At 75.1% G+C, this 18,131-nt stretch carries 14 protein-coding genes; 11 read left to right on the top strand and 3 right to left on the bottom strand.

Features of this window, described 5'->3' with window-relative positions; all coding sequences use genetic code 11:
• Positions 1 to 34 precede the first annotated feature (34 nt).
• The 5 genes from ACFQ6N_RS14375 (at position 35) to sucD (ending at position 7,208) form a co-directional block, all read left to right on the top strand.
• Positions 35 to 1,117, top strand: coding sequence for an AAA family ATPase (locus ACFQ6N_RS14375; RefSeq protein ID WP_380649209.1), 1,083 nt, complete (start codon positions 35 to 37; stop codon positions 1,115 to 1,117).
• Positions 1,075 to 3,540, top strand: coding sequence for a DUF5682 family protein (locus ACFQ6N_RS14370; RefSeq protein ID WP_380649324.1), 2,466 nt, complete (start codon positions 1,075 to 1,077; stop codon positions 3,538 to 3,540). Before ACFQ6N_RS14375 ends, ACFQ6N_RS14370 begins: the two co-directional genes overlap by 43 nt.
• 102 nt (positions 3,541 to 3,642) lie before the next feature.
• On the top strand, positions 3,643 to 4,821 hold the full coding sequence (locus ACFQ6N_RS14365) for a VWA domain-containing protein (RefSeq protein ID WP_380649208.1): 1,179 nt from the start codon (positions 3,643 to 3,645) through the stop codon (positions 4,819 to 4,821).
• 304 nt (positions 4,822 to 5,125) lie between these two features.
• On the top strand, positions 5,126 to 6,298 hold the full coding sequence (gene sucC, locus ACFQ6N_RS14360; RefSeq protein WP_380649207.1) for an ADP-forming succinate--CoA ligase subunit beta: 1,173 nt from the start codon (positions 5,126 to 5,128) through the stop codon (positions 6,296 to 6,298).
• 19 nt (positions 6,299 to 6,317) lie between these two features.
• Positions 6,318 to 7,208, top strand: a complete 891-nt coding sequence (sucD, locus tag ACFQ6N_RS14355) for a succinate--CoA ligase subunit alpha (protein WP_380649206.1) — start codon at positions 6,318 to 6,320, stop codon at positions 7,206 to 7,208.
• Positions 7,209 to 7,295: 87 nt separating this feature from the next.
• Here sucD and ACFQ6N_RS14350 read toward each other — a convergent pair whose 3' ends face one another.
• Positions 7,296 to 9,275, bottom strand: a complete 1,980-nt coding sequence (locus ACFQ6N_RS14350; protein ID WP_380649204.1) for a sigma factor-like helix-turn-helix DNA-binding protein — start codon at positions 9,273 to 9,275, stop codon at positions 7,296 to 7,298.
• Positions 9,276 to 9,407: 132 nt separating this feature from the next.
• Between ACFQ6N_RS14350 and ACFQ6N_RS14345 the strand changes: the two genes are divergently transcribed.
• Positions 9,408 to 10,874: a DUF6350 family protein gene (locus tag ACFQ6N_RS14345; RefSeq protein WP_380649203.1), complete on the top strand. Its 1,467-nt coding sequence runs from the start codon at positions 9,408 to 9,410 to the stop codon at positions 10,872 to 10,874.
• A 15-nt stretch (positions 10,875 to 10,889) separates the two neighbouring features.
• Here ACFQ6N_RS14345 and ACFQ6N_RS14340 read toward each other — a convergent pair whose 3' ends face one another.
• On the bottom strand, positions 10,890 to 11,546 hold the full coding sequence (locus tag ACFQ6N_RS14340) for a hypothetical protein (protein WP_380649202.1): 657 nt from the start codon (positions 11,544 to 11,546) through the stop codon (positions 10,890 to 10,892).
• Positions 11,547 to 11,995: 449 nt separating this feature from the next.
• Between ACFQ6N_RS14340 and purN the strand changes: the two genes are divergently transcribed.
• Together purN and purH are read left to right on the top strand one after the other, a co-directional pair.
• Positions 11,996 to 12,655: a phosphoribosylglycinamide formyltransferase gene (gene purN / locus ACFQ6N_RS14335; protein WP_380649201.1), complete on the top strand. Its 660-nt coding sequence runs from the start codon at positions 11,996 to 11,998 to the stop codon at positions 12,653 to 12,655.
• Entirely contained in the window at positions 12,652 to 14,229 is a 1,578-nt protein-coding gene (purH, locus tag ACFQ6N_RS14330; RefSeq protein ID WP_380649200.1) for a bifunctional phosphoribosylaminoimidazolecarboxamide formyltransferase/IMP cyclohydrolase, read from the top strand. Before purN ends, purH begins: the two co-directional genes overlap by 4 nt.
• Before the next feature lie 108 nt (positions 14,230 to 14,337).
• On the opposite strand, the gene ACFQ6N_RS14325 is transcribed toward purH, so the two are convergent.
• Positions 14,338 to 14,949: a hypothetical protein gene (locus ACFQ6N_RS14325; protein WP_380649199.1), complete on the bottom strand. Its 612-nt coding sequence runs from the start codon at positions 14,947 to 14,949 to the stop codon at positions 14,338 to 14,340.
• A 501-nt stretch (positions 14,950 to 15,450) separates the two neighbouring features.
• Here ACFQ6N_RS14325 and ACFQ6N_RS14320 point away from each other — a divergent pair.
• The 3 genes from ACFQ6N_RS14320 to ACFQ6N_RS14310 all read left to right on the top strand — a co-directional run bounded on the left by ACFQ6N_RS14320 (position 15,451) and on the right by ACFQ6N_RS14310 (position 17,991).
• Positions 15,451 to 16,305 carry a bifunctional methylenetetrahydrofolate dehydrogenase/methenyltetrahydrofolate cyclohydrolase gene (locus tag ACFQ6N_RS14320; protein WP_380649198.1) on the top strand — a complete coding sequence of 285 codons (855 nt, stop codon included), beginning with the start codon at positions 15,451 to 15,453 and terminating at the stop codon, positions 16,303 to 16,305.
• Between the two features lie 19 nt (positions 16,306 to 16,324).
• Positions 16,325 to 16,750, top strand: a complete 426-nt coding sequence (locus ACFQ6N_RS14315) for a DUF3017 domain-containing protein (RefSeq protein WP_380649197.1) — start codon at positions 16,325 to 16,327, stop codon at positions 16,748 to 16,750.
• Positions 16,751 to 16,998: 248 nt separating this feature from the next.
• Positions 16,999 to 17,991: a malate dehydrogenase gene (locus ACFQ6N_RS14310; RefSeq protein WP_380649196.1), complete on the top strand. Its 993-nt coding sequence runs from the start codon at positions 16,999 to 17,001 to the stop codon at positions 17,989 to 17,991.
• The last annotated feature ends 140 nt before the right edge of the window (positions 17,992 to 18,131 follow it).

Raw genomic sequence — 18,131 nt, 5'->3', positions numbered from 1 at the left:
CCGTGTGCCCGGTGGCCGACCCGAAGGAGCCCCCATGACCGACGTTCTGCGGCAGCACGCCGAGGACGCCTTCGCCGGTGAACTGGCCGCGCTCGCCGCGCAGGACGACCGTCCGCGCCCGGAGCGCTGGAAGCTCTCGCCGTGGGCCGTGGCGACGTACCTGCTCGGCGGCGAACTGCCCGACGGCACCCTGGTCAGCCCCAAGTACATCGGCCCGCGCCGGATCGTCGAGGTCGCCGTGACGACCCTGGCGACGGACCGCGCGCTGCTGCTGCTCGGCGTGCCCGGCACCGCGAAGACCTGGGTGTCCGAGCACCTGGCCGCCGCGATCAGCGGCGACTCCACGATGCTGGTGCAGGGCACCGCCGGCACCCCCGAGGAGGCCGTCCGGTACGGCTGGAACTACGCCGAGCTGCTCACCCGCGGCCCCAGCCGGGACGCCCTGGTGCCCTCGCCGCTGATGCGGGCGATGGCCGAGGGCCGGATCGCCCGGGTCGAGGAGCTGACCCGCATCCCGGCCGACGTGCAGGACAGCCTGATCACCATCCTGTCCGAGAAGACCCTCCCGGTACCGGAGCTGGGCTCCGAGACGCAGGCGGTGCGCGGCTTCAACGTGATCGCCACCGCCAACGACCGCGACCGCGGCGTCAACGAGCTGTCCAGCGCGCTGCGCCGCCGCTTCAACACCGTGGTGCTGCCGCTGCCGGGCTCGCTGGAGGAGGAGGTCGACATCGTCACCCGCCGGGTCGGCCAGCTCGGCCGCTCCCTGGAACTGCCCGAACTGCCCGGCGGCGCCGAGGAGATCAGGCGCGTGGTGACCGTCTTCCGCGAGCTGCGGGCCGGGATCACGGTGGACGGCCGGACGAAGGTCAAGACCCCGAGCGGCACCCTCTCCACCGCCGAGGCGATCTCGGTGGTGACCAACGGCCTGGCCCTGGCCACCCACTTCGGCGACGGCGTGCTGCGCGCGGGGGACGTGACGGCCGGCATCCTCGGCGCGGTCGTCCGCGACCCGGTGGCGGACCGGGCGGTCTGGCGCGAGTACGTCGAAGGGGTGGTGCGCGAGCGCGACGGCTGGAAGGACTTCTACCGCGCCGCCCGCGAGGTGACCGCGTGACCTCCGCCGAGGTCGTGCTGCTCGGCATCCGCCACCACGGCCCCGGCTCGGCCCGGGCGGTGGCCGCCGCGCTGCGGCAGTGGCGGCCGGACGCGGTGCTGATCGAGGGCCCGCCGGAGGCCGACGGCATCGTCCACCTGGCCGCCGAGAAGGACCTGGTGCCCCCGGTCGCGCTGCTCGCCCACGCGGTGGACGACCCGGCGCGGGCCGCCTTCTGGCCGTACGCCGCGTTCTCCCCGGAGTGGGTGGCGATCCGCCACGCCGTGGACCACGACCTGCCGGTCCGCTTCATCGACCTGCCCGCCGGGTACGGCTTCGCGCCGGCGGCCGACGCGGAGGCCGACCGGCCGCCCGCCGGGGAAGCACCGGCCGGGGACGTGCCCGCCGAGGAACCGCCCGCCGACGCGCTGCCCGCCGACCCGCTGGCGCTGCTCGCCGAGGCGGCCGGGCACGACGACCCGGAGCGCTGGTGGGAGGACGTGGTCGAGCACCGCGCACCCGGCGCCGACGCGCTGGCCCCGTTCGCCGCCGTCGCCGAGGCGATGGGCGCGCTGCGCGCCGAGGGCCTCGGCGAGTCCCGCCGCGACCTGCTGCGCGAGGCGCACATGCGTCAGCAGATCCGGGCCGCCCGCCGCGCCGGGTACGGGCGGATCGCCGTGGTCTGCGGGGCCTTCCACGTCCCCGCGCTGGAGACGATGCCCACGGTCGCGCACGACCGGGCGCTGCTCGCCGGGCTGCCGAAGAAGGTGCGCACGGACATCACCTGGATCCCGTGGACGCACCGGCGGCTCTCCCAGGCCACCGGCTACGGCGCGGGCGTGCAGTCCCCCGGCTGGTACCACCACCTGTTCACCGCCGACGGCGACCCGGTGCCGCGCTGGCTCACCCGGGCCGCCGACCTGCTACGCGCCGAGGACCACCCGGTCTCCTCCGCCCACGTCATCGAGGCGGTCCGGCTCGCCGAGACCCTCGCGGTACTGCGCGGGCGCCCGCTCGCCGGGCTGACCGAGACCCTGGACGCCGTGCGCGCGGTGCTCTGCGAGGGCTCAGACGTCGCCCTGGAGCTGGTCCGGGACCGCCTGGTGGTCGGCGATGAGCTCGGCGAGGTCCCGGACGCCGCACCGGCGGTGCCGCTGCAGCGCGACCTCGCCCGGCTGCAGCGCTCGCTGCGCCTCAAGCCCGAGGCCGCGCCCAGGGACATCGCCCTCGACCTGCGCAAGGAGACCGACGCGGCCCGCTCCCGGCTGCTGCACCGGCTGCGGCTGCTGGGCGTGGACTGGGGCGTGCCCGCCCACTCCTCGGTCAACTCGACCGGGACGTTCCGGGAGAGCTGGCGGCTGTGCTGGCAGCCGGAGTTCGCGGTCCGGATCGCCGAGGCCGCCCAGTGGGGCACCACTGTCGAGGAGGCGGCCACCGGCAAGGCCGTGGGCACCGCCCGCGCCGCCGTCGAGCTCGCCGAGCTGACCGGCCTGGTGGAGACCTGCCTGCTGGCCGGGCTGTCCGGCGCGCTGCCCGCCGTGATGCGGGTGCTCGCCGACTGCGCGGCCCTGGACACCGATGTGGCGCACCTGGCGGGCGCGTTGCCCGCGCTCGTCCGCGCGCTGCGCTACGGCGACGTGCGCGGCACCGACCACGGCGCGCTCGCCGGGGCGGCGGCCGGGCTGGCCGGCCGGGTCTGCGTCGGACTGCCGCCGGCCTGCGTCGGGCTGGACGCCGAGGGCGCGGCGGCGATGCGCGGGCGCGTCGACGAGGTGCACGGCGCGATCGGCCTGCTGGCCTCCGACGGGCCCCGGGCCGCCGACCCGGGCGCGGAACCGGGCGTGGAGCCGGATGCGGAGCCAGGCCCGGAACCGGACCTGGGCTCCGACGGCCTCGACGGCCTCGAAGGCCTGGCCGACCGCTGGGCCGCCGCCCTGCGCTCACTGGCCGCCCGCGAGCCGTCCGGCGGACCGGCCACCGGCGCCCCCGGCCTGCTCCGCGGCCGGGCCGTCCGGCTGTTGCTGGACGACGGCCGGATCGACTCCGACGAGGCGGGCCGCAAGCTACGGCTGGTCCTCTCGGTCGCCAACGCCCCGGCGGACGCGGCCGGCTGGGTCGAGGGCTTCCTCACCGGCGGCGGCGCACTGCTGCTGCACGACCCCCGGCTGCTCGCGCTGCTGGACGAGTGGCTGACCGGGGTGAGCGGCGAGGTCTTCACCGACGTGCTGCCGCTGCTGCGCCGCACCTTCGCCGGGCTGGAGGCGGGCGTGCGCACCACCGTCGGCAGCCGGGTCGCGGCCGGGCCGCTCGGCGCGCCCCCGGCGGCACCGGCCGCCGCGGACGAGCTGGACCGGGCCCGCGCCGACGCGGCCGTCCCGGTGGTGGCCCTGCTGCTCGGCGTCCGGCCGAGGATCCCCCGGCAGGCCGCCGGCCGTGACACCTGACACCCGACACCCGACACCCGACGTCTGACACCCGCCGGACCGGCCCGGCACCTTGAGAACCCCGAGACCCCGGCACCCCGAGAACCCGAGCAGGAGGACCACATGGCGTCCACGACCGACGAACGGCTGCGCCGCTGGCGGCTGGTGCTGGGCGGCGAGGCCGACGGCACCGGCCGCACCCTGCGCGGCCGGGACGCCGCGATGGACGGCGCCCTCGCCGCGCTCTACCGGGGCGCGCCCGAGGAGGGCGCCCGGCCGGGCCGCGGCGGCCGCCGCAGTACCGGGCTGGGCGGTTCGGCCCCGCAGGTGGCCCGCTGGCTGGGCGACATCCGCGAGTACTTCCCGTCCACCGTCGTCCAGCTGATGCAGCAGGACGCGATCACCCGGCTCGGCCTGGACCGGCTGCTGCTGGAGCCGGAGATGCTGGAGGCCGTCGAGCCGGACGTCCACCTGGTCGCCACCCTGCTCTCGCTCAAGCACGCGCTGCCCGAGACCACCCGGGAGAGCGCCCGGGCCGTGGTCGGCAAGGTGGTGGCCGACCTGGAGCGCAGGCTCGCCGACCGGACCAGGGCCACCCTCGGCGGCGCCCTCGACCGCAGCGCCAGGGTCGCCCGGCCCCGGCACCGCGACATCGACTGGGACCGGACGATCCGGGCCAACCTGCGGAACTACCTGCCCGAGCACGGCACGGTCGTCCCCGAGCGGCTGGTCGGCTACGCCCGGGCCCAGCGGGCCGTGAAGAAGGACGTCATCCTCTGCATCGACCAGTCCGGCTCGATGGCGCCCTCGGTCGTGCACTCGGCGGTCTTCGGCGCGGTGCTCGCCTCGATGCGCACCCTGGACACCCGGCTGGTCGTCTTCGACACCTCCGTGGTCGACCTCACCGAGCAGCTGACCGACCCGGTGGACGTCCTGTTCGCGACCCGGCTCGGTGGCGGCACCGACATCAACCGGGCGCTCGCCTACTGCCAGTCGAAGATCACCCGGCCCTCCGAGACCGTCGTGGTGCTGATCAGCGACCTGTACGAGGGCGGCATCCGGGACGGCATGCTCAAGCGGGTCGCCGCGATGAAGGCGGCGGGCGTCCAGTTCATCGCCCTGCTCGCGCTCTCCGACGAGGGCGCGCCCGCCTACGACCACGCGCACGCCGCCGCCCTGGCCGCCCTCGGCGCACCGGCCTTCGCCTGCACCCCGGACGCCTTCCCCGCGATCATGGCGGCGGCCATCGAGAAGCGGCCGATCCCGCGGGGCCTGGTCGAGGGGGCCGGCCGGGGGGTGTGACCGCCTCACCCGGACGGGTGAATGCACCCGATCGGCGGACCGGGTGACCGGCAGCTCCTCCGGCCCGATCTGTGACGGTTCTCACCCAAGCCGGACAGGCCCCGGGCGAAACACTCCCGTCCCACGGGGATAACCTGCCAGACGGACGTGACGCGCGTGTTGATTGACGTGTGCGCCCGTGGCTGTGTGGGCCGCAAGGCCGTACCTCTGCGTACCCGCACCGCCCCGACGACCCGCAGCGAAGATCCTGCCGTGGCACGCTCGTAGAGACACAATCCGCGACCACGAACAAGGACGAACACACGTGGACCTGTTCGAGTACCAGGCGAGGGACCTCTTCGCCAAGCACGGCGTACCCGTGCTTGACGGTGATGTCATCGAGACCCCCGAAGCCGCTCGCGCCATCGCCGAGCGCTTCGGCGGACGCGCCGTCGTCAAGGCTCAGGTGAAGGTCGGCGGCCGTGGCAAGGCCGGTGGCGTCAAGCTCGCCGCCGACCCGGCCGACGCCGTCGCCAAGGCCGAGGCGATCCTCGGTATGGACATCAAGGGCCACACCGTTCACAAGGTGATGCTGGCCCAGACCGCGGACATCAAGGACGAGTACTACGTCTCGTTCCTGCTGGACCGCACCAACCGCACCTTCCTGGCCATGGCCAGCGTCGAGGGCGGCGTGGAGATCGAGGTCGTCGCCGAGCAGAACCCCGAGGCGCTCGCCAAGATCCCGGTCGACGCCAACGAGGGCTGCACCCCGGAGAAGGCCGCCGAGATCGTCGCCGCGGCGAAGTTCCCGGCCGAGATCGCCGACCAGGTCGCCGACGTCCTGCAGAAGCTGTGGAAGGTCTTCATCGCCGAGGACGCGCTCCTCGTCGAGGTCAACCCGCTGATCAAGTCCGGCGACGGCAAGATCATCGCGCTTGACGGCAAGGTCTCCCTGGACGAGAACGCCGAGTTCCGTCAGCCGGAGCACGAGGCGCTCGAGGACAAGGCCGCGGCCAACCCCCTCGAGGCGGCCGCCAAGGCCAAGGGCCTGAACTACGTCAAGCTCGACGGCCAGGTCGGCATCATCGGCAACGGCGCGGGCCTCGTCATGAGCACCCTCGACGTGGTCGCCTACGCCGGTGAGAACCACGGCGGCGTCAAGCCCGCCAACTTCCTCGACATCGGTGGCGGCGCCTCCGCCGAGGTGATGGCGAACGGCCTGGAGATCATCCTGGGCGACCCCGACGTCAAGTCGGTCTTCGTCAACGTCTTCGGCGGCATCACCGCGTGCGACGCGGTCGCCAACGGCATCGTGCAGGCCCTCGCGCTCCTGGAGAGCAAGGGCGAGAACGTCTCCAAGCCGCTGGTCGTCCGCCTGGACGGCAACAACGCGGAGCTGGGTCGCCAGATCCTCGACGACGCCAACCACCCGCTGGTCCAGCGCGTGGACACCATGGACGGCGCCGCTGACCGCGCCGCCGAGCTGGCCAACAAGTAAGGAAGGGGACTTTCACACCATGGCTATCTTCCTTACCAAGGACAGCAAGGTCATCGTCCAGGGCATGACCGGTGCCGAGGGCATGAAGCACACCCGCCGCATGCTCGCCTCCGGCACCCAGATCGTCGGCGGTGTCAACCCGCGCAAGGCCGGCACCACGGTCGACGTCGACGGCACCGAGATCCCGGTCTTCGGCTCCGTCGCCGAGGCGATGGAGAAGACCGGCGCCGACGTGTCGGTCCTCTTCGTGCCGCCGGCCTTCACCAAGGCCGCCGTCATCGAGGCCGTCGACGCCGAGATCGGCCTGGCCGTCGTCATCACCGAGGGCGTCCCGGTGCACGACACCGCCGCCTTCTGGGCGCACGCCGGTGCCAAGGGCAACAAGACCCGCATCATCGGCCCGAACTGCCCCGGCCTGATCAGCCCCGGACAGTCGAACGCCGGCATCATCCCGGCCGACATCACCAGCTCCGGCAAGATCGGTCTGGTCTCGAAGTCGGGCACCCTGACCTACCAGCTCATGTACGAGCTGCGCGACATCGGCTTCTCCTCGGCCGTTGGCATCGGCGGTGACCCGGTCATCGGGACCACCCACATCGACGCCCTCAAGGCCTTCCAGGAGGACCCGGAGACCGAGATCATCGTCATGATCGGTGAGATCGGTGGCGACGCCGAGGAGCGTGCCGCGGCCTACATCGCCGAGCACGTGACCAAGCCGGTCGTCGGCTACGTCGCGGGCTTCACCGCCCCCGAGGGCAAGACCATGGGCCACGCCGGCGCCATCGTCTCCGGCTCCTCGGGCACCGCCCAGGCGAAGAAGGAGGCCCTCGAGGCCGCCGGTGTCAAGGTCGGCAAGACGCCGTCCGAGACCGCCCGCCTGGCCCGCGAGATCATCGCCGCCCAGGCCTGATCCCGCCCCGGCACACCGAGCGCCCCCGCCCTTCCCGGGCGGGGGCGCTCGCCGTTTCCCGGCCGCAGCCGTACTCCTGGTGCGGGCTCAGCGGGCCGCCGGGCGGCTGCCGCGCGGCCTCGGCCCGGTGGTGCAGGGACGCGGCGACCAGAGCGGGCAGACCAGCGGACCCTGCGGCGGCGGGGCGTCCGCCCCCCGCGTCGCCGACGGCAGCTCCCAGCGGGCCACCGCCTGCGTGCGCGCCTCCACCAGCACCGCCTCCAGCCCCGGCGCCGGGCTGCACCACAGGCTGCTGATGCCGTTCGGCGCCCCGCCCGGCAGCAGCGGCACGCCCGGCTCCTCCGCCTCGGCGGCGGCGGGCACGCACAGCAGGGGCGCCGGTGGGTCCGGCGGCCGGAACAGCACCGCCGGACGCACCCCCGCCAGGGTCGCCAGCGTCGCCCCGCCCACCGCCACCGTCAGCAGCGCCGCCGCGCCCGTCCGGCTCGTCGTGCCCAGCCGGTACCGGGCCCGCAGCACCGGCACCGGAGACCGGTGCGGCTCCGGGCACCCGCGCACCGCCGCCCGGTGCAGCAGCAGGCTCAGCCCGTCCGCGAACCCCGGTGCCGCCGGATCCGGCCCCACCAGGTCCGGCACCCACTGCGCCAGCGCCACCCGGGCCGTCCACACCCGCCCCTCGGCGGCGGCCAGAGTCGACTCCACCTCGACCGCGACCGCCGCGGCCGGCAGCCCCAGCCCGTCGTGCAGAACCAGCGCCCGCCGCTGCGGCCGGGACAGCCGCTTGAGCGCCTTCAGCAGCGCCCGGTCCCGGTCGGTCAGCCGGTCGTGGTCCGGCAGCACCGCCTGCGTCTCGTCCGCCGGGCGGACCTTGATCCGTCGGTGCGGCAGGGTCCACGCGTGCGTCCGCCGGGGCCCGCCCCGGTGCCACGGCGACAGCGCCAGCTCGCACGCCCGCACCCGCACCCACCCCTCCGGGTCGCCCGACCGGGCCACCGGCTGCCAGCGCCGCCGGGCCTCCCCGAACGCCCGCCGCACGCAGTGCACCGCCCGGTGCCGGCAGGCGGTCAGCAGGAACACCTGCTGCACCAGCCGGGTGTGCGCCGTCTCGTACAGCTCCTCGAAGCTCTGGGCGGGAGGGCAGGAGGCGGGGACGGCGGGGGAATCCGGAGCGGGGTCGTGCCCGTTCGCCACGGCGAGGGCCACCCGGGCCGGGCCGTGGCCGGCCGGGGCCGTGCGGCGGGCGGGCGCGGGCTCGGGCGCGGGGCGCTTCGCGTCGGGCCGGGCCTCCGGCGGGAGGCCGTCGGAGGCTTCCGGGGCCGCCGGGCCCTCCGCAGGCCCCGCGACCACCGGGGCGACCGCAGCCACTGGTGTCACCGGAGCCGCCGGGCTTTCCGGGGCGCTCGCCGCTGCCGGCGGAGCCGTCGGCGCGGTTCCGACGGCAGCGGCGGTGCGCGGTGCGGCCGGTGCTTCGGGAGCGGCCGGGGCCGTCCGTGTGCCCTCGTCCGCCTTCGGCCCGTCCGCCGTCGGCCCGTCGGCCTTCGGCTCGGCCGCCCGGTCGGGGCGGGAGGGCGGGCGCCCGCCCGGGGGCGTGTGCGCCGGCTCCGCGCGCGCCGGCCGGGGCTGCCGCGCCGCTTGCGCGCGCCCCGCGCCGGGCTTCTCCGGCACGGGTACGGCGGCCGCTGGGCGTCCGCCGTCCGGTCCCACTGCGACGGCCCGGGTACGGCCGAAGGAGGCGGGGCCGAGGGAGGACGGGCCGAGGCCGGCGAAGTTCGCGGGCGCGGGGGCCGGGGGTGGTGGCAGGGAGCCCGCGGCGAGGCTGACGGCCTCGGCCTCGGTGGCGGCACCGAGTTTCCGCATCGCCCGGAGCAGGTAGCTGCGGGCGGTGGCGGGGGTGATGCCGAGGACGGCGGCGGCGTGCGGGAAGTCGTGGCCGGACGCGAGGAGGGCGAGGGTCTGGGCCTCACGGGGGGTCAGTTTCCGCAGCAGGTCGCCCGCGTCCTGGTGGGTGCGGGCGGACGTGCGGTGCCGCTTCGGGGCGGGGGAGCCGGCGGTCGGTGGCGTGGTCATCAGACGCTCCGGGCCGGGGCCCCGGCGGCTGGGGGGCAGGGTCTGAAAATGCGCATAAGCCAATAATCTGGGACACGGCGGCGGTTTGCCGCTTCACGGAGCATGGCGAGTCGCCTTGGCACCATGAGGCGCATGACGCAGCTGATGGGCCGTCCGATCCTGGAGGCGCCGGGTGAATTGGGCGGACGCCCCGCGCTGGCCGACCTGTTGGCGGGGGTGCGGACGGCGCTGGTCGGCCTGGCGGCGGTCGGCGTACCGGTGCTCGGCCTCTGGGTGGTGACGCCGTACGCGGATGACGGGGCGACGGCTGCCACCCGGTTGGCGGGGGTGCTCTGGCTGCTCGGGCACGGTGCGCCGGTGCTGCGGGGGGACGCGGACGCCCCGCTGACCGTCACTCCGCTGCTGCTCGGCGTCCTGGCCGTGCTCCGGCTCCACCGGGCGGGTGCCGGGGTGGCGGCCCGGCGCGGGCTGCGCTCGCGCTGGGGCGGGCCGGTCGCGCTGTGGGCGGGCTACTGCGCGGTGGCGGTCGTGGTGGCGCTGCACTGCGCGGGCGACGGTCCGATCCGCAGCCGGGTGCTGCCGGACCTCCTGGTGGTGGCGCTGGTGGCGGCCCTGGCGACGGCCGCCGGTGTCCGGTCGGCCGGTGTCCCGGCCGCCCCGGTCGTCGAGCTCGCGCTGGACCGCCTTCCGCCGCCGTACCGTCCGACCGGCGGCACGGCCGCGGTGCGGGCCGCCGTGCTGGCGGCCGGGGCCGGGCTGGTCGCGGCGGGCGGGCTGCTGGTGGCGGTGTCGGCGGTGCTGGACGCGGTGGCGGGCGGCGGGCGCGGGATGGCGCTGCTGGGGCGCGGGCCCGCCGCGCTGCTGGGGCTGCTGCTGCTCACGCTGGTGCTGCTGCCGAACGCGGTGCTGTGGGGTGCGGCGTACGCGCTGGGCCCGGGGTTCGCGGTGGGGGCCGGGACGGTGGTGTCGCCGGGTGGCGCGGTGCTGGGCCCGGTGCCGGAGTTCCCGCTGTTCGCCCTGCTGCCGACGGACGGGCCGGGGGGCTGGCGGGCGGTGGTCCTGGTGCTGCCGCTGCTGGCGGGGGCGGTACCGGCGGTGCTGCTGGGCCGTGCGGCGGCGGGTCTGCGGCCGGTCATGGGGGCCGAGGAGCGGCCCGGGCCGTGGCCGCCCGCCGCGACGGTGGTGGCGGCCTTGGCGGGGGCGCTGGCGGTCGGGGCGGTCGCGGCGCTGCTGGGCTGGCTGTCCGGTGGGGCGCTGGCGGGTGGGCGGATGGACCGGCTGGGGCCGGTGCCGTGGTGGACGGGCCTGGCGGCGGCGGGCTGGTTCGCGCTGGTGGCCGTCCCGGGGGCGCTGCTGGTGCGGCGCCGCGCGCTCGGCCCGGCGGGGCGGCGGCTGTTCGGCGGCCGGCCGTACCGGCTGTTCGGCCCGGCGTACGCGGTCCGGGTGTACGCCCTGCTCGCGTGGCGGACGCGCCGGGGTGCGCTGTGGCTGCGCGCCGGTACGCATGCCCTGGTGGTGCGGCTGTCGGCCGTGGGCCGGGAGGGCCGGGGCCCCGACCGCCCCGACGGCCCCGACCGCCTGGACGGCCCGGCCGACTGACTGACTGCCTGCGGACTACTCGTTGTTCCCGCTGAAGTCCACGTACCACTTCGGTGCGTACCGGTCGCAGTTCTCGGCGCCGACGGCGGTCAGCGAGTCCTGGACGCAGGTGACGTAGTCGCGGTAGTGGTAGTTGAGGCCGATCACCGTGGTGGCGACCATGACGGTCATCGCGCCGGTCAGGATCCCGGCGAGCGCGGCCGGGGTCAGCGGGTTCGGTGCCGCCCGCCCGGCGACCGGGCCGGTGGGACCCGTCGGGCCGGTGGGACCCGTCGGACCGGCGGCACCGGCCGGTGCCGGGGCGGCCTTGGGGGCCCGCAGGGCGCCGATGCCCCAGAAGATGCCGAGCACCCCGGCGAGCAGCGCGACCCATTGGAAGCCCGTGAACAGGCAGACCAGCGCGAACGGTCCGGCCAGGGCGGCGTTGCGGGCCCGGCGGTGGGCCGGGTTCGAGGGGTCGAGCCGGGGCGGCTGCGGGCCGGACGGCCGACGGCCGGGCCGGCCGTCCTCCGGGCCGGGGCCCCACGGCGGCGGGACCTGCGGGCGGTCGCCGCCCTGGCCGCCCTGGCCCTCGCCGGCCCAGGGGCTGCGCGGCTGCCACGGCTGGTCCGGGGCATCCGCCGGCGGCGGCGCGTAGGGGTTGCGCTCGCCGTTGTCGTCGCCGCTGCTCATGGGTTCAGCCAATCGTCGTCGGTCGGGAGTTCGGTCGGGACTCGGCCGGGACTCCGGCCGGGACTCCGGCCGGAACCCCGGGGGTGCCCGGCCGGAGGGTCTCGCGGTCGTCGCGGTCTCCCGCGACCTCCAATGATCCCGCAGGCGTCCGTCGGCCCTGCGGCGGCCCGGGTCCGGAGGCCGGTCGGGCCCGGGCGGCCGGGGCAACTCCGGTGCGGCGGGCCGGAGGAGATCCCCGTCTCAACTACGCGCGTAGCGCCACCGGGAGGGTTCGGAGGCCGTCCGACCAGCCGTTATCGTGGTGCGGGTCAGCAGCTCACACCGGTTCCCCGGGCCCGCGTCGCGGCGGGTTCTCCTGGTGTTCCCCCTCGCTCGACCTGCCGTTCGTAGTGGCCCCACCGCCGGTGGACGTACCAGCGCACGGCGCCCGACCTACGGAGACTCGCGCAGTGGCCGCCGCCCCCGCCCAGCACTTCCCGCCCCGTACGCCCGGACCGGCCCGCCTGGTCGTGCTGGTCTCCGGCTCCGGCACCAACCTCCAGGCGCTGCTCGACGCCGTCGCGGACCCGGCGTACGGCGCCGAGGTCCTGGCCGTCGGGGCGGACCGGGACGGGATCGCCGGCCTGGAGCGCGCCGAGCGGGCCGGGCTGCCGACCTTCGTCCATCGGGTGAAGGACTTCCCGGACCGTGCCGCCTGGGACCGCGCGCTGACCGCCTCCGTCGCCGGGCACGAGCCCGACCTGGTCGTCACGGCCGGCTTCATGAAGATCCTCGGCCCCGAGTTCATCGCGGCCTTCGCCGGACGGATCGTCAACACCCACCCCGCGCTGCTGCCCGCCTTCCCCGGCGCCCACGGCGTCACCGACGCGCTCGCGTACGGCGTGAAGGTCACCGGCTGCACCGTCCACCTGGTCGACGCCGGCGTGGACACCGGGCCGATCATCGCGCAGGGCGTCGTCGAGGTCGTCGACGCCGACCACGCCGATGGCGGCGACGCGCTGCACGAGCGCATCAAGACTGTCGAGCGGAAGCTGCTCGTCGACGTCGTGGGCCGGCTGGCCCGCGAGGGTCACCGCATCGAGGACCGAAAGGTATGGATTCCGGCATGAGTGCCAGCTCCACCACGCCCCCCGTTTCGGAGAACATCCGGCCGATCCGTCGCGCGCTGATCAGCGTGTACGACAAGACCGGTCTGGAGGAGCTGGCCCAGGGCCTGCACGCCGCCGGGGTCGCCATCGTCTCCACCGGCTCCACCGCCGGCCGGATCGCCGCCGCCGGCGTCCCGGTGACCGAGGTCTCCGAGCTGACCGGCTTCCCGGAGTGCCTGGACGGGCGCGTGAAGACGCTGCACCCCCGGGTGCACGCCGGTGTGCTGGCCGACCTGCGGCTGGAGTCGCACCGCGCGCAGCTGGCCGAGCTGGGCGTCGAGCCCTTCGACCTGGTCGTGGTGAACCTCTACCCGTTCAAGGCCACCGTCGCCTCCGGCGCCACCCCGGACGAGTGCGTCGAGCAGATCGACATCGGCGGTCCGAGCATGGTCCGCGCCGCCGCCAAGAACCACCCCTCGGTGGCCGTCGTGGTCGACCCGGCCCGCTACGGCGACGTGCTGGAGGCCGTCCGGGAGGGCGGCTTCGAGCTGGCCGCCCGCAAGCGCCTGGCCGGTGCCGCGTTCGCCCACACCGCCGCCTACGACGTGGCCGTCGCCTCCTGGTTCGAGGCCGGCTACGCGCCGAGCGACGAGAGTTTCCCCGAGTTCCTGGGCTCGACCTGGGAGCGGCAGAACGTGCTGCGCTACGGCGAGAACCCCCACCAGGGCGCCGCGCTGTACAGCGACGGCACCGGCGGCCTGGCCGGCGCCGAGCAGCTGCACGGCAAGGAGATGTCGTACAACAACTACGTCGACACCGATGCCGCCCGCCGCGCCGCCTATGACCACGCCGAGCCGGCCGTCGCGATCATCAAGCACGCCAACCCGTGCGGCATCGGGACCGGCGCCGACGTCGCCGAGGCGCACCGCAAGGCGCACGAGTGCGACCCGGTCTCCGCGTACGGCGGCGTGATCGCGGTCAACCGCCCGGTCACCGTCGAGCTGGCCGAGCAGATCGCCCCGATCTTCACCGAGGTCGTCGTGGCCCCCGGCTACGAGGAGGGCGCCCTGGAGGTGCTGACCCGCAAGAAGAACCTGCGGGTGCTGCTCGCCCCCGACGCCCCGGCCAACCGCCAGGAGGTGCGCCCGGTCTCCGGCGGCGTGCTGCTCCAGGACGCCGACCGGGTGCACGCCGAGGGCGACGACCCGGCGAACTGGACGCTGGCCACCGGCACGGCGCTCCCCGCGGCCGAGCTGGCCGAGCTGGCGTTCGCCTGGCGGGCCTGCCGGGCGGTCAAGTCCAACGCGATCCTGCTGGCCAAGGACGGCGCCTCGGTCGGCGTAGGCATGGGCCAGGTCAACCGGGTCGACTCCTGCAAGCTCGCGGTCGAGCGGGCCGGCGAGCGGGCCAAGGGCGCGTACGCGGCCTCGGACGCCTTCTTCCCGTTCGCGGACGGCCCGGCGATCCTGATCGCGGCCGGGGTCAGGGCCATCGTGCAGCCCGGCGGTTCGATCCGTGACGAGGAGGTCGTCGCGGCGGCCGCCGAGGCCGGCGTGACCATGTACTTCACCGGCGCGCGGCACTTCTTCCACTGATCCCGCTGACGGGCCTGACGGCCTGACGGCGTGACGGCATGACAGAGCGGCCCGGCCCCCTCCGAGGAGGGAGCCGGGCCGCTCCGTCGTTCGCGTGGTCCGGGCCGGTCAGTACCGCGGCCGGTTGAACCAGTTGACGCCGTCCCGGGTGCACATGGCGGTGATCCAGATGACGCAGATCGCCACCCACAGCACACCGATGACCACGTTCAGCGTCACCTTCGCGCTGATCCCGGCGATCAGGTCCAGCAGGCCGAGCAGCGAGGCTATCGAGCCGTACACGATGGTCGTGATCCGGACGCTGTTGCCGCCCTTGCCGAACTTCGCGCCGAGCGTGATGGAGAGGGCCGCGGCCAGCGCGAACACCACGGCGAGGACCACCGCGATGCCGGCGGCGGCGTCGCCGATCGTGGTGAACGGGTTGTCGCTGCTCGTCGTCGAGCTGAGCTTGTTGGTGGCGTCCTTGGCGACCGCGGCCGTGATCAGGAAGATGATCGCCAGCAGGACCTGCGAACCGCCCACGATGAACAGCAGCACGCGAGCGGTCGTCACCAGGCCCGGCATGGACGGCGCCACGGCGGGCGCGTAGCCGTAGGCCGGGGCGGCCTGCTGCGGGTAGCCGTAGCCGGCCGGCGGCGGGGCCTGCTGCGGGTAGCCGTAGCCCGGGGCGGCCTGCTGCTGCTGGCCGTACGGGTTGTTCGGGTCGGGCGGGTAACTCATGGATGCCTCCGGGCAGTTACGGGGACGTGGGACGGGACGGCGGACGGCCCGGTGCAGGTCGGTGAGTCGGGACGGCCGACCGGACGGGACAGTAGCGGAGCAGGGTGACAGCCCGGCGGCGGTGACGGGCGCGGTCGGCTCAGCGGCGCGGTGAGCGCCGGAAGAGCGGAGCCGTCGACGGGAACGGCGCGGGCGGGACGGCACCGCGACGGTCGGTCTGCTCGGACTGCTGTGGTCGGCTCACTGGCTCTTTCCCCCGGGTACGCTCCGCCGCGGGACCCTCCGGCCCGTCACCGGGCCGGGTCGCGGCGGGAATGCCCGCTTATCGTCAACCGGACGGCAGCGCCCTGTCCAGCCGGTTCCGCGGGCCGGGCCAAGACTGTGGCGCAACCGCAATGTGGGGCGGACCTCCGTACCCGTCCGGCCGCCCCGGCGGGCCCCGGACGCGGGCCCGGGGCGGGCGTGGTACGGGGCTCCGCCGCGATCCGGGAGAATGGGGCCATGACTGCCCAGATTCTCGATGGCAAGGCCACCGCCGCCGCGATCAAGTCCGAACTCGCCGCCCGCGTGGCGGCCCTCAAGGCGAAGGGCGTCACGCCCGGCCTCGGTACCGTCCTGGTCGGCGACGACCCGGGCAGCCGCTGGTACGTGAACGGCAAGCACAAGGACTGCGCCGAGGTCGGCATCGCCTCGATCCAGCGCGAGCTGCCCGCGACTGCCACCCAGGAGGACGTCGAGAACGTCGTCCGCGAGCTCAACGCCGACCCGTCCTGCACCGGCTACATCGTCCAGCTGCCGCTGCCCAAGGGCCTGGACCAGAACCCGGTCCTGGAGCTGATGGACCCGGACAAGGACGCCGACGGCCTGCACCCGACCTCGCTCGGCCGGCTCGCCCTGGGCATCGACGGCCCGCTGCCCTGCACCCCGCTGGGCATCGTCGAGCTGCTGCGCCGCCACGACGTCGCGATCGACGGCGCCGAGGTGGTCGTGGTCGGCCGCGGCATCACCGTCGGCCGCTCGATCGGCCTGCTGCTGACCCGCCGCAGCGAAAACGCCACCGTGACCCTGTGCCACACCGGCACCCGGGACCTGGCCGCCCACCTGCGCAAGGCCGACATCATCGTGGCCGCCGCCGGCGTGCCGCACCTGGTCAAGCCCGAGGACGTCAAGCCGGGCGCGGCCGTGCTGGACGTGGGCGTCAGCCGCAGCGAGGGCAAGATCGTCGGCGACGTCCACCCGGGCGTGGCCGAGGTGGCCGGCTGGATCTCCCCGAACCCCGGCGGTGTGGGCCCGATGACCCGCGCCATGCTGCTCAACAACATCGTCGTGGCGGCCGAGCGCCGCGCCGGCATCTGACCCCCCAGGGACGGCGAGCATGACTGAACCGCGACCGGCGCGGTCCCGGCGCAGGCCGGTCAAGACCACCGGCACCCTGCCGCCCGAGGGCTCGGCCGCGGCCCTCGGACGCGATCACGCCCTGCCGGTCCGGCAGTGGCCGATAACGCTGGTCCTGCTGGTGGTCGGCGCCGGCCTCGCGGTCACCTGGTTCGCCGACTTCAAGGACGGCTTCAAGTACGGGCTGCTGATCCTCGGCGGCGGCGTGCTGCTCGGCGCGGTCCTGCGCCTGGTGCTGCCCGAGGTCGGGATGCTGGCGGTGCGCAGCCGCTTCACCGACGTGATCGTGCTGACCTTCCTGGGCGCCTCGATCGTGCTGCTGACCCTGGTCGCGCAGCCGAACCCGTGGCTGCAGATCCCGCTGCTCGACAACATCGGCCAGCTGATGGGCCGGCCCAAGCACTGACCGGCCGTCGGGCCGGCCGGCCCGACAGCCGGCCGCCGAGGCACGTCGCGGCCCCCGTGGGGCTCCCGTCATCCGGGGGCCCGGCGGGGGCCGCCGCGCGTCTGTGACGCATCAGCCAGGCCCGCACCCGAGGCGTACGCTTCCCTTTGCGATAACCTGACGCCGGTCTCTCGATGTCGAGAGACCATCCTCGGCTCCAGTGCGCCGGTGTGCCTGGGGCACCTGGCGATCTGCTGGAGAAGGTAGAAATGACCCGCACCCCCGTCAACGTCACCATCACCGGAGCGGCCGGCCAGATCGGCTACGCGCTGCTCTTCCGCATCGCCTCGGGCCACCTGCTCGGTGCCGACGTGCCGGTGAACCTCCGCCTCCTGGAGATCCCGCAGGGTCTCAAGGCCGCCGAGGGCACCGCCATGGAGCTCGTCGACTGCGCCTTCCCGCTGCTGCGCGACATCACGATCACCGACAACCCGAACACCGCCTTCGACGGCGCCAACGTCGCGCTGCTGGTCGGCGCCCGTCCGCGCACCGCCGGCATGGAGCGCGGCGACCTGCTGCAGGCCAACGGCGGCATCTTCGGCCCGCAGGGCAAGGCCATCAACGACAACGCCGCGGACGACATCAAGGTCCTGGTCGTCGGCAACCCGGCCAACACCAACGCCCTGATCGCCCAGCGCAACGCCCCGGACGTCCCGGCCGAGCGCTTCACCGCGATGACCCGCCTGGACCACAACCGCGCCGTCGGCCAGCTGTCCGGCAAGACCGGCGCCCTGGTCTCCGACATCAAGCGCGTCACCATCTGGGGCAACCACTCCGCGACCCAGTACCCGGACATCTTCCAGGCCGAGATCGCCGGCAAGCCGGCCTTCGAGGCCATCGGCAGCGACCAGGCCTGGCTGGAGAACGACTTCATCCCGACCGTGGCCAAGCGCGGCGCCGCCATCATCGAGGCCCGCGGCGCCTCCTCGGCCGCCTCGGCCGCCAACGCCGCCATCGACCACGTCCACACCTGGGTCAACGGCACCGCCGAGGGCGACTGGACCTCGATGGGTGTCGTCTCCGACGGCTCCTACGGCGTCCCGGCCGGCCTGATCTCGTCCTTCCCGGTCACCACCAAGGACGGCAAGTTCGAGATCGTCCAGGGCCTGGAGATCTCCGACTTCTCGCGCGGCCGCATCGACGCCTCGGTCAAGGAGCTGACCGAGGAGCGCGACGCGGTCCAGGAGCTCGGCCTCATCTGAGCCCGCCCCGCACGGTTCCACCGGCAGCCCGCTGCCTCCCCCCGGGGGGAGGCAGCGGGCTGCCGTTACTCGCGCCGCTCGCCTCCGGGGCGCTTCTCGTCCGGTGCCGACGGTCGGCGCTCCCTCGCTCTCCCCCAGCC

It is taken from the genome of Kitasatospora sp. NPDC056446 (assembly GCF_042796115.1).
In the GTDB taxonomy this organism is placed as follows: domain Bacteria; phylum Actinomycetota; class Actinomycetes; order Streptomycetales; family Streptomycetaceae; genus Kitasatospora.
This window is presented reverse-complemented; position numbering and strand designations above follow the sequence as displayed.

What these genes read in the sequence shown, in the direction of transcription:
- ACFQ6N_RS14375 (WP_380649209.1), top strand. Translation starts at nt 35, where the DNA reads ATGACCGACGTTCTGCGGCAGCACGCCGAGGACGCCTTCGCCGGTGAA.
- ACFQ6N_RS14365 (WP_380649208.1), top strand. Translation starts at nt 3,643, where the DNA reads ATGGCGTCCACGACCGACGAACGGCTGCGCCGCTGGCGGCTGGTGCTG.
- sucD (WP_380649206.1), top strand. Translation starts at nt 6,318, where the DNA reads ATGGCTATCTTCCTTACCAAGGACAGCAAGGTCATCGTCCAGGGCATG.
- ACFQ6N_RS14350 (WP_380649204.1), bottom strand. Translation starts at nt 9,275, where the DNA reads ATGACCACGCCACCGACCGCCGGCTCCCCCGCCCCGAAGCGGCACCGC.
- ACFQ6N_RS14345 (WP_380649203.1), top strand. Translation starts at nt 9,408, where the DNA reads ATGACGCAGCTGATGGGCCGTCCGATCCTGGAGGCGCCGGGTGAATTG.
- ACFQ6N_RS14340 (WP_380649202.1), bottom strand. Translation starts at nt 11,546, where the DNA reads ATGAGCAGCGGCGACGACAACGGCGAGCGCAACCCCTACGCGCCGCCG.
- purH (WP_380649200.1), top strand. Translation starts at nt 12,652, where the DNA reads ATGAGTGCCAGCTCCACCACGCCCCCCGTTTCGGAGAACATCCGGCCG.
- ACFQ6N_RS14325 (WP_380649199.1), bottom strand. Translation starts at nt 14,949, where the DNA reads ATGAGTTACCCGCCCGACCCGAACAACCCGTACGGCCAGCAGCAGCAG.
- ACFQ6N_RS14320 (WP_380649198.1), top strand. Translation starts at nt 15,451, where the DNA reads ATGACTGCCCAGATTCTCGATGGCAAGGCCACCGCCGCCGCGATCAAG.
- ACFQ6N_RS14315 (WP_380649197.1), top strand. Translation starts at nt 16,325, where the DNA reads ATGACTGAACCGCGACCGGCGCGGTCCCGGCGCAGGCCGGTCAAGACC.
- ACFQ6N_RS14310 (WP_380649196.1), top strand. Translation starts at nt 16,999, where the DNA reads ATGACCCGCACCCCCGTCAACGTCACCATCACCGGAGCGGCCGGCCAG.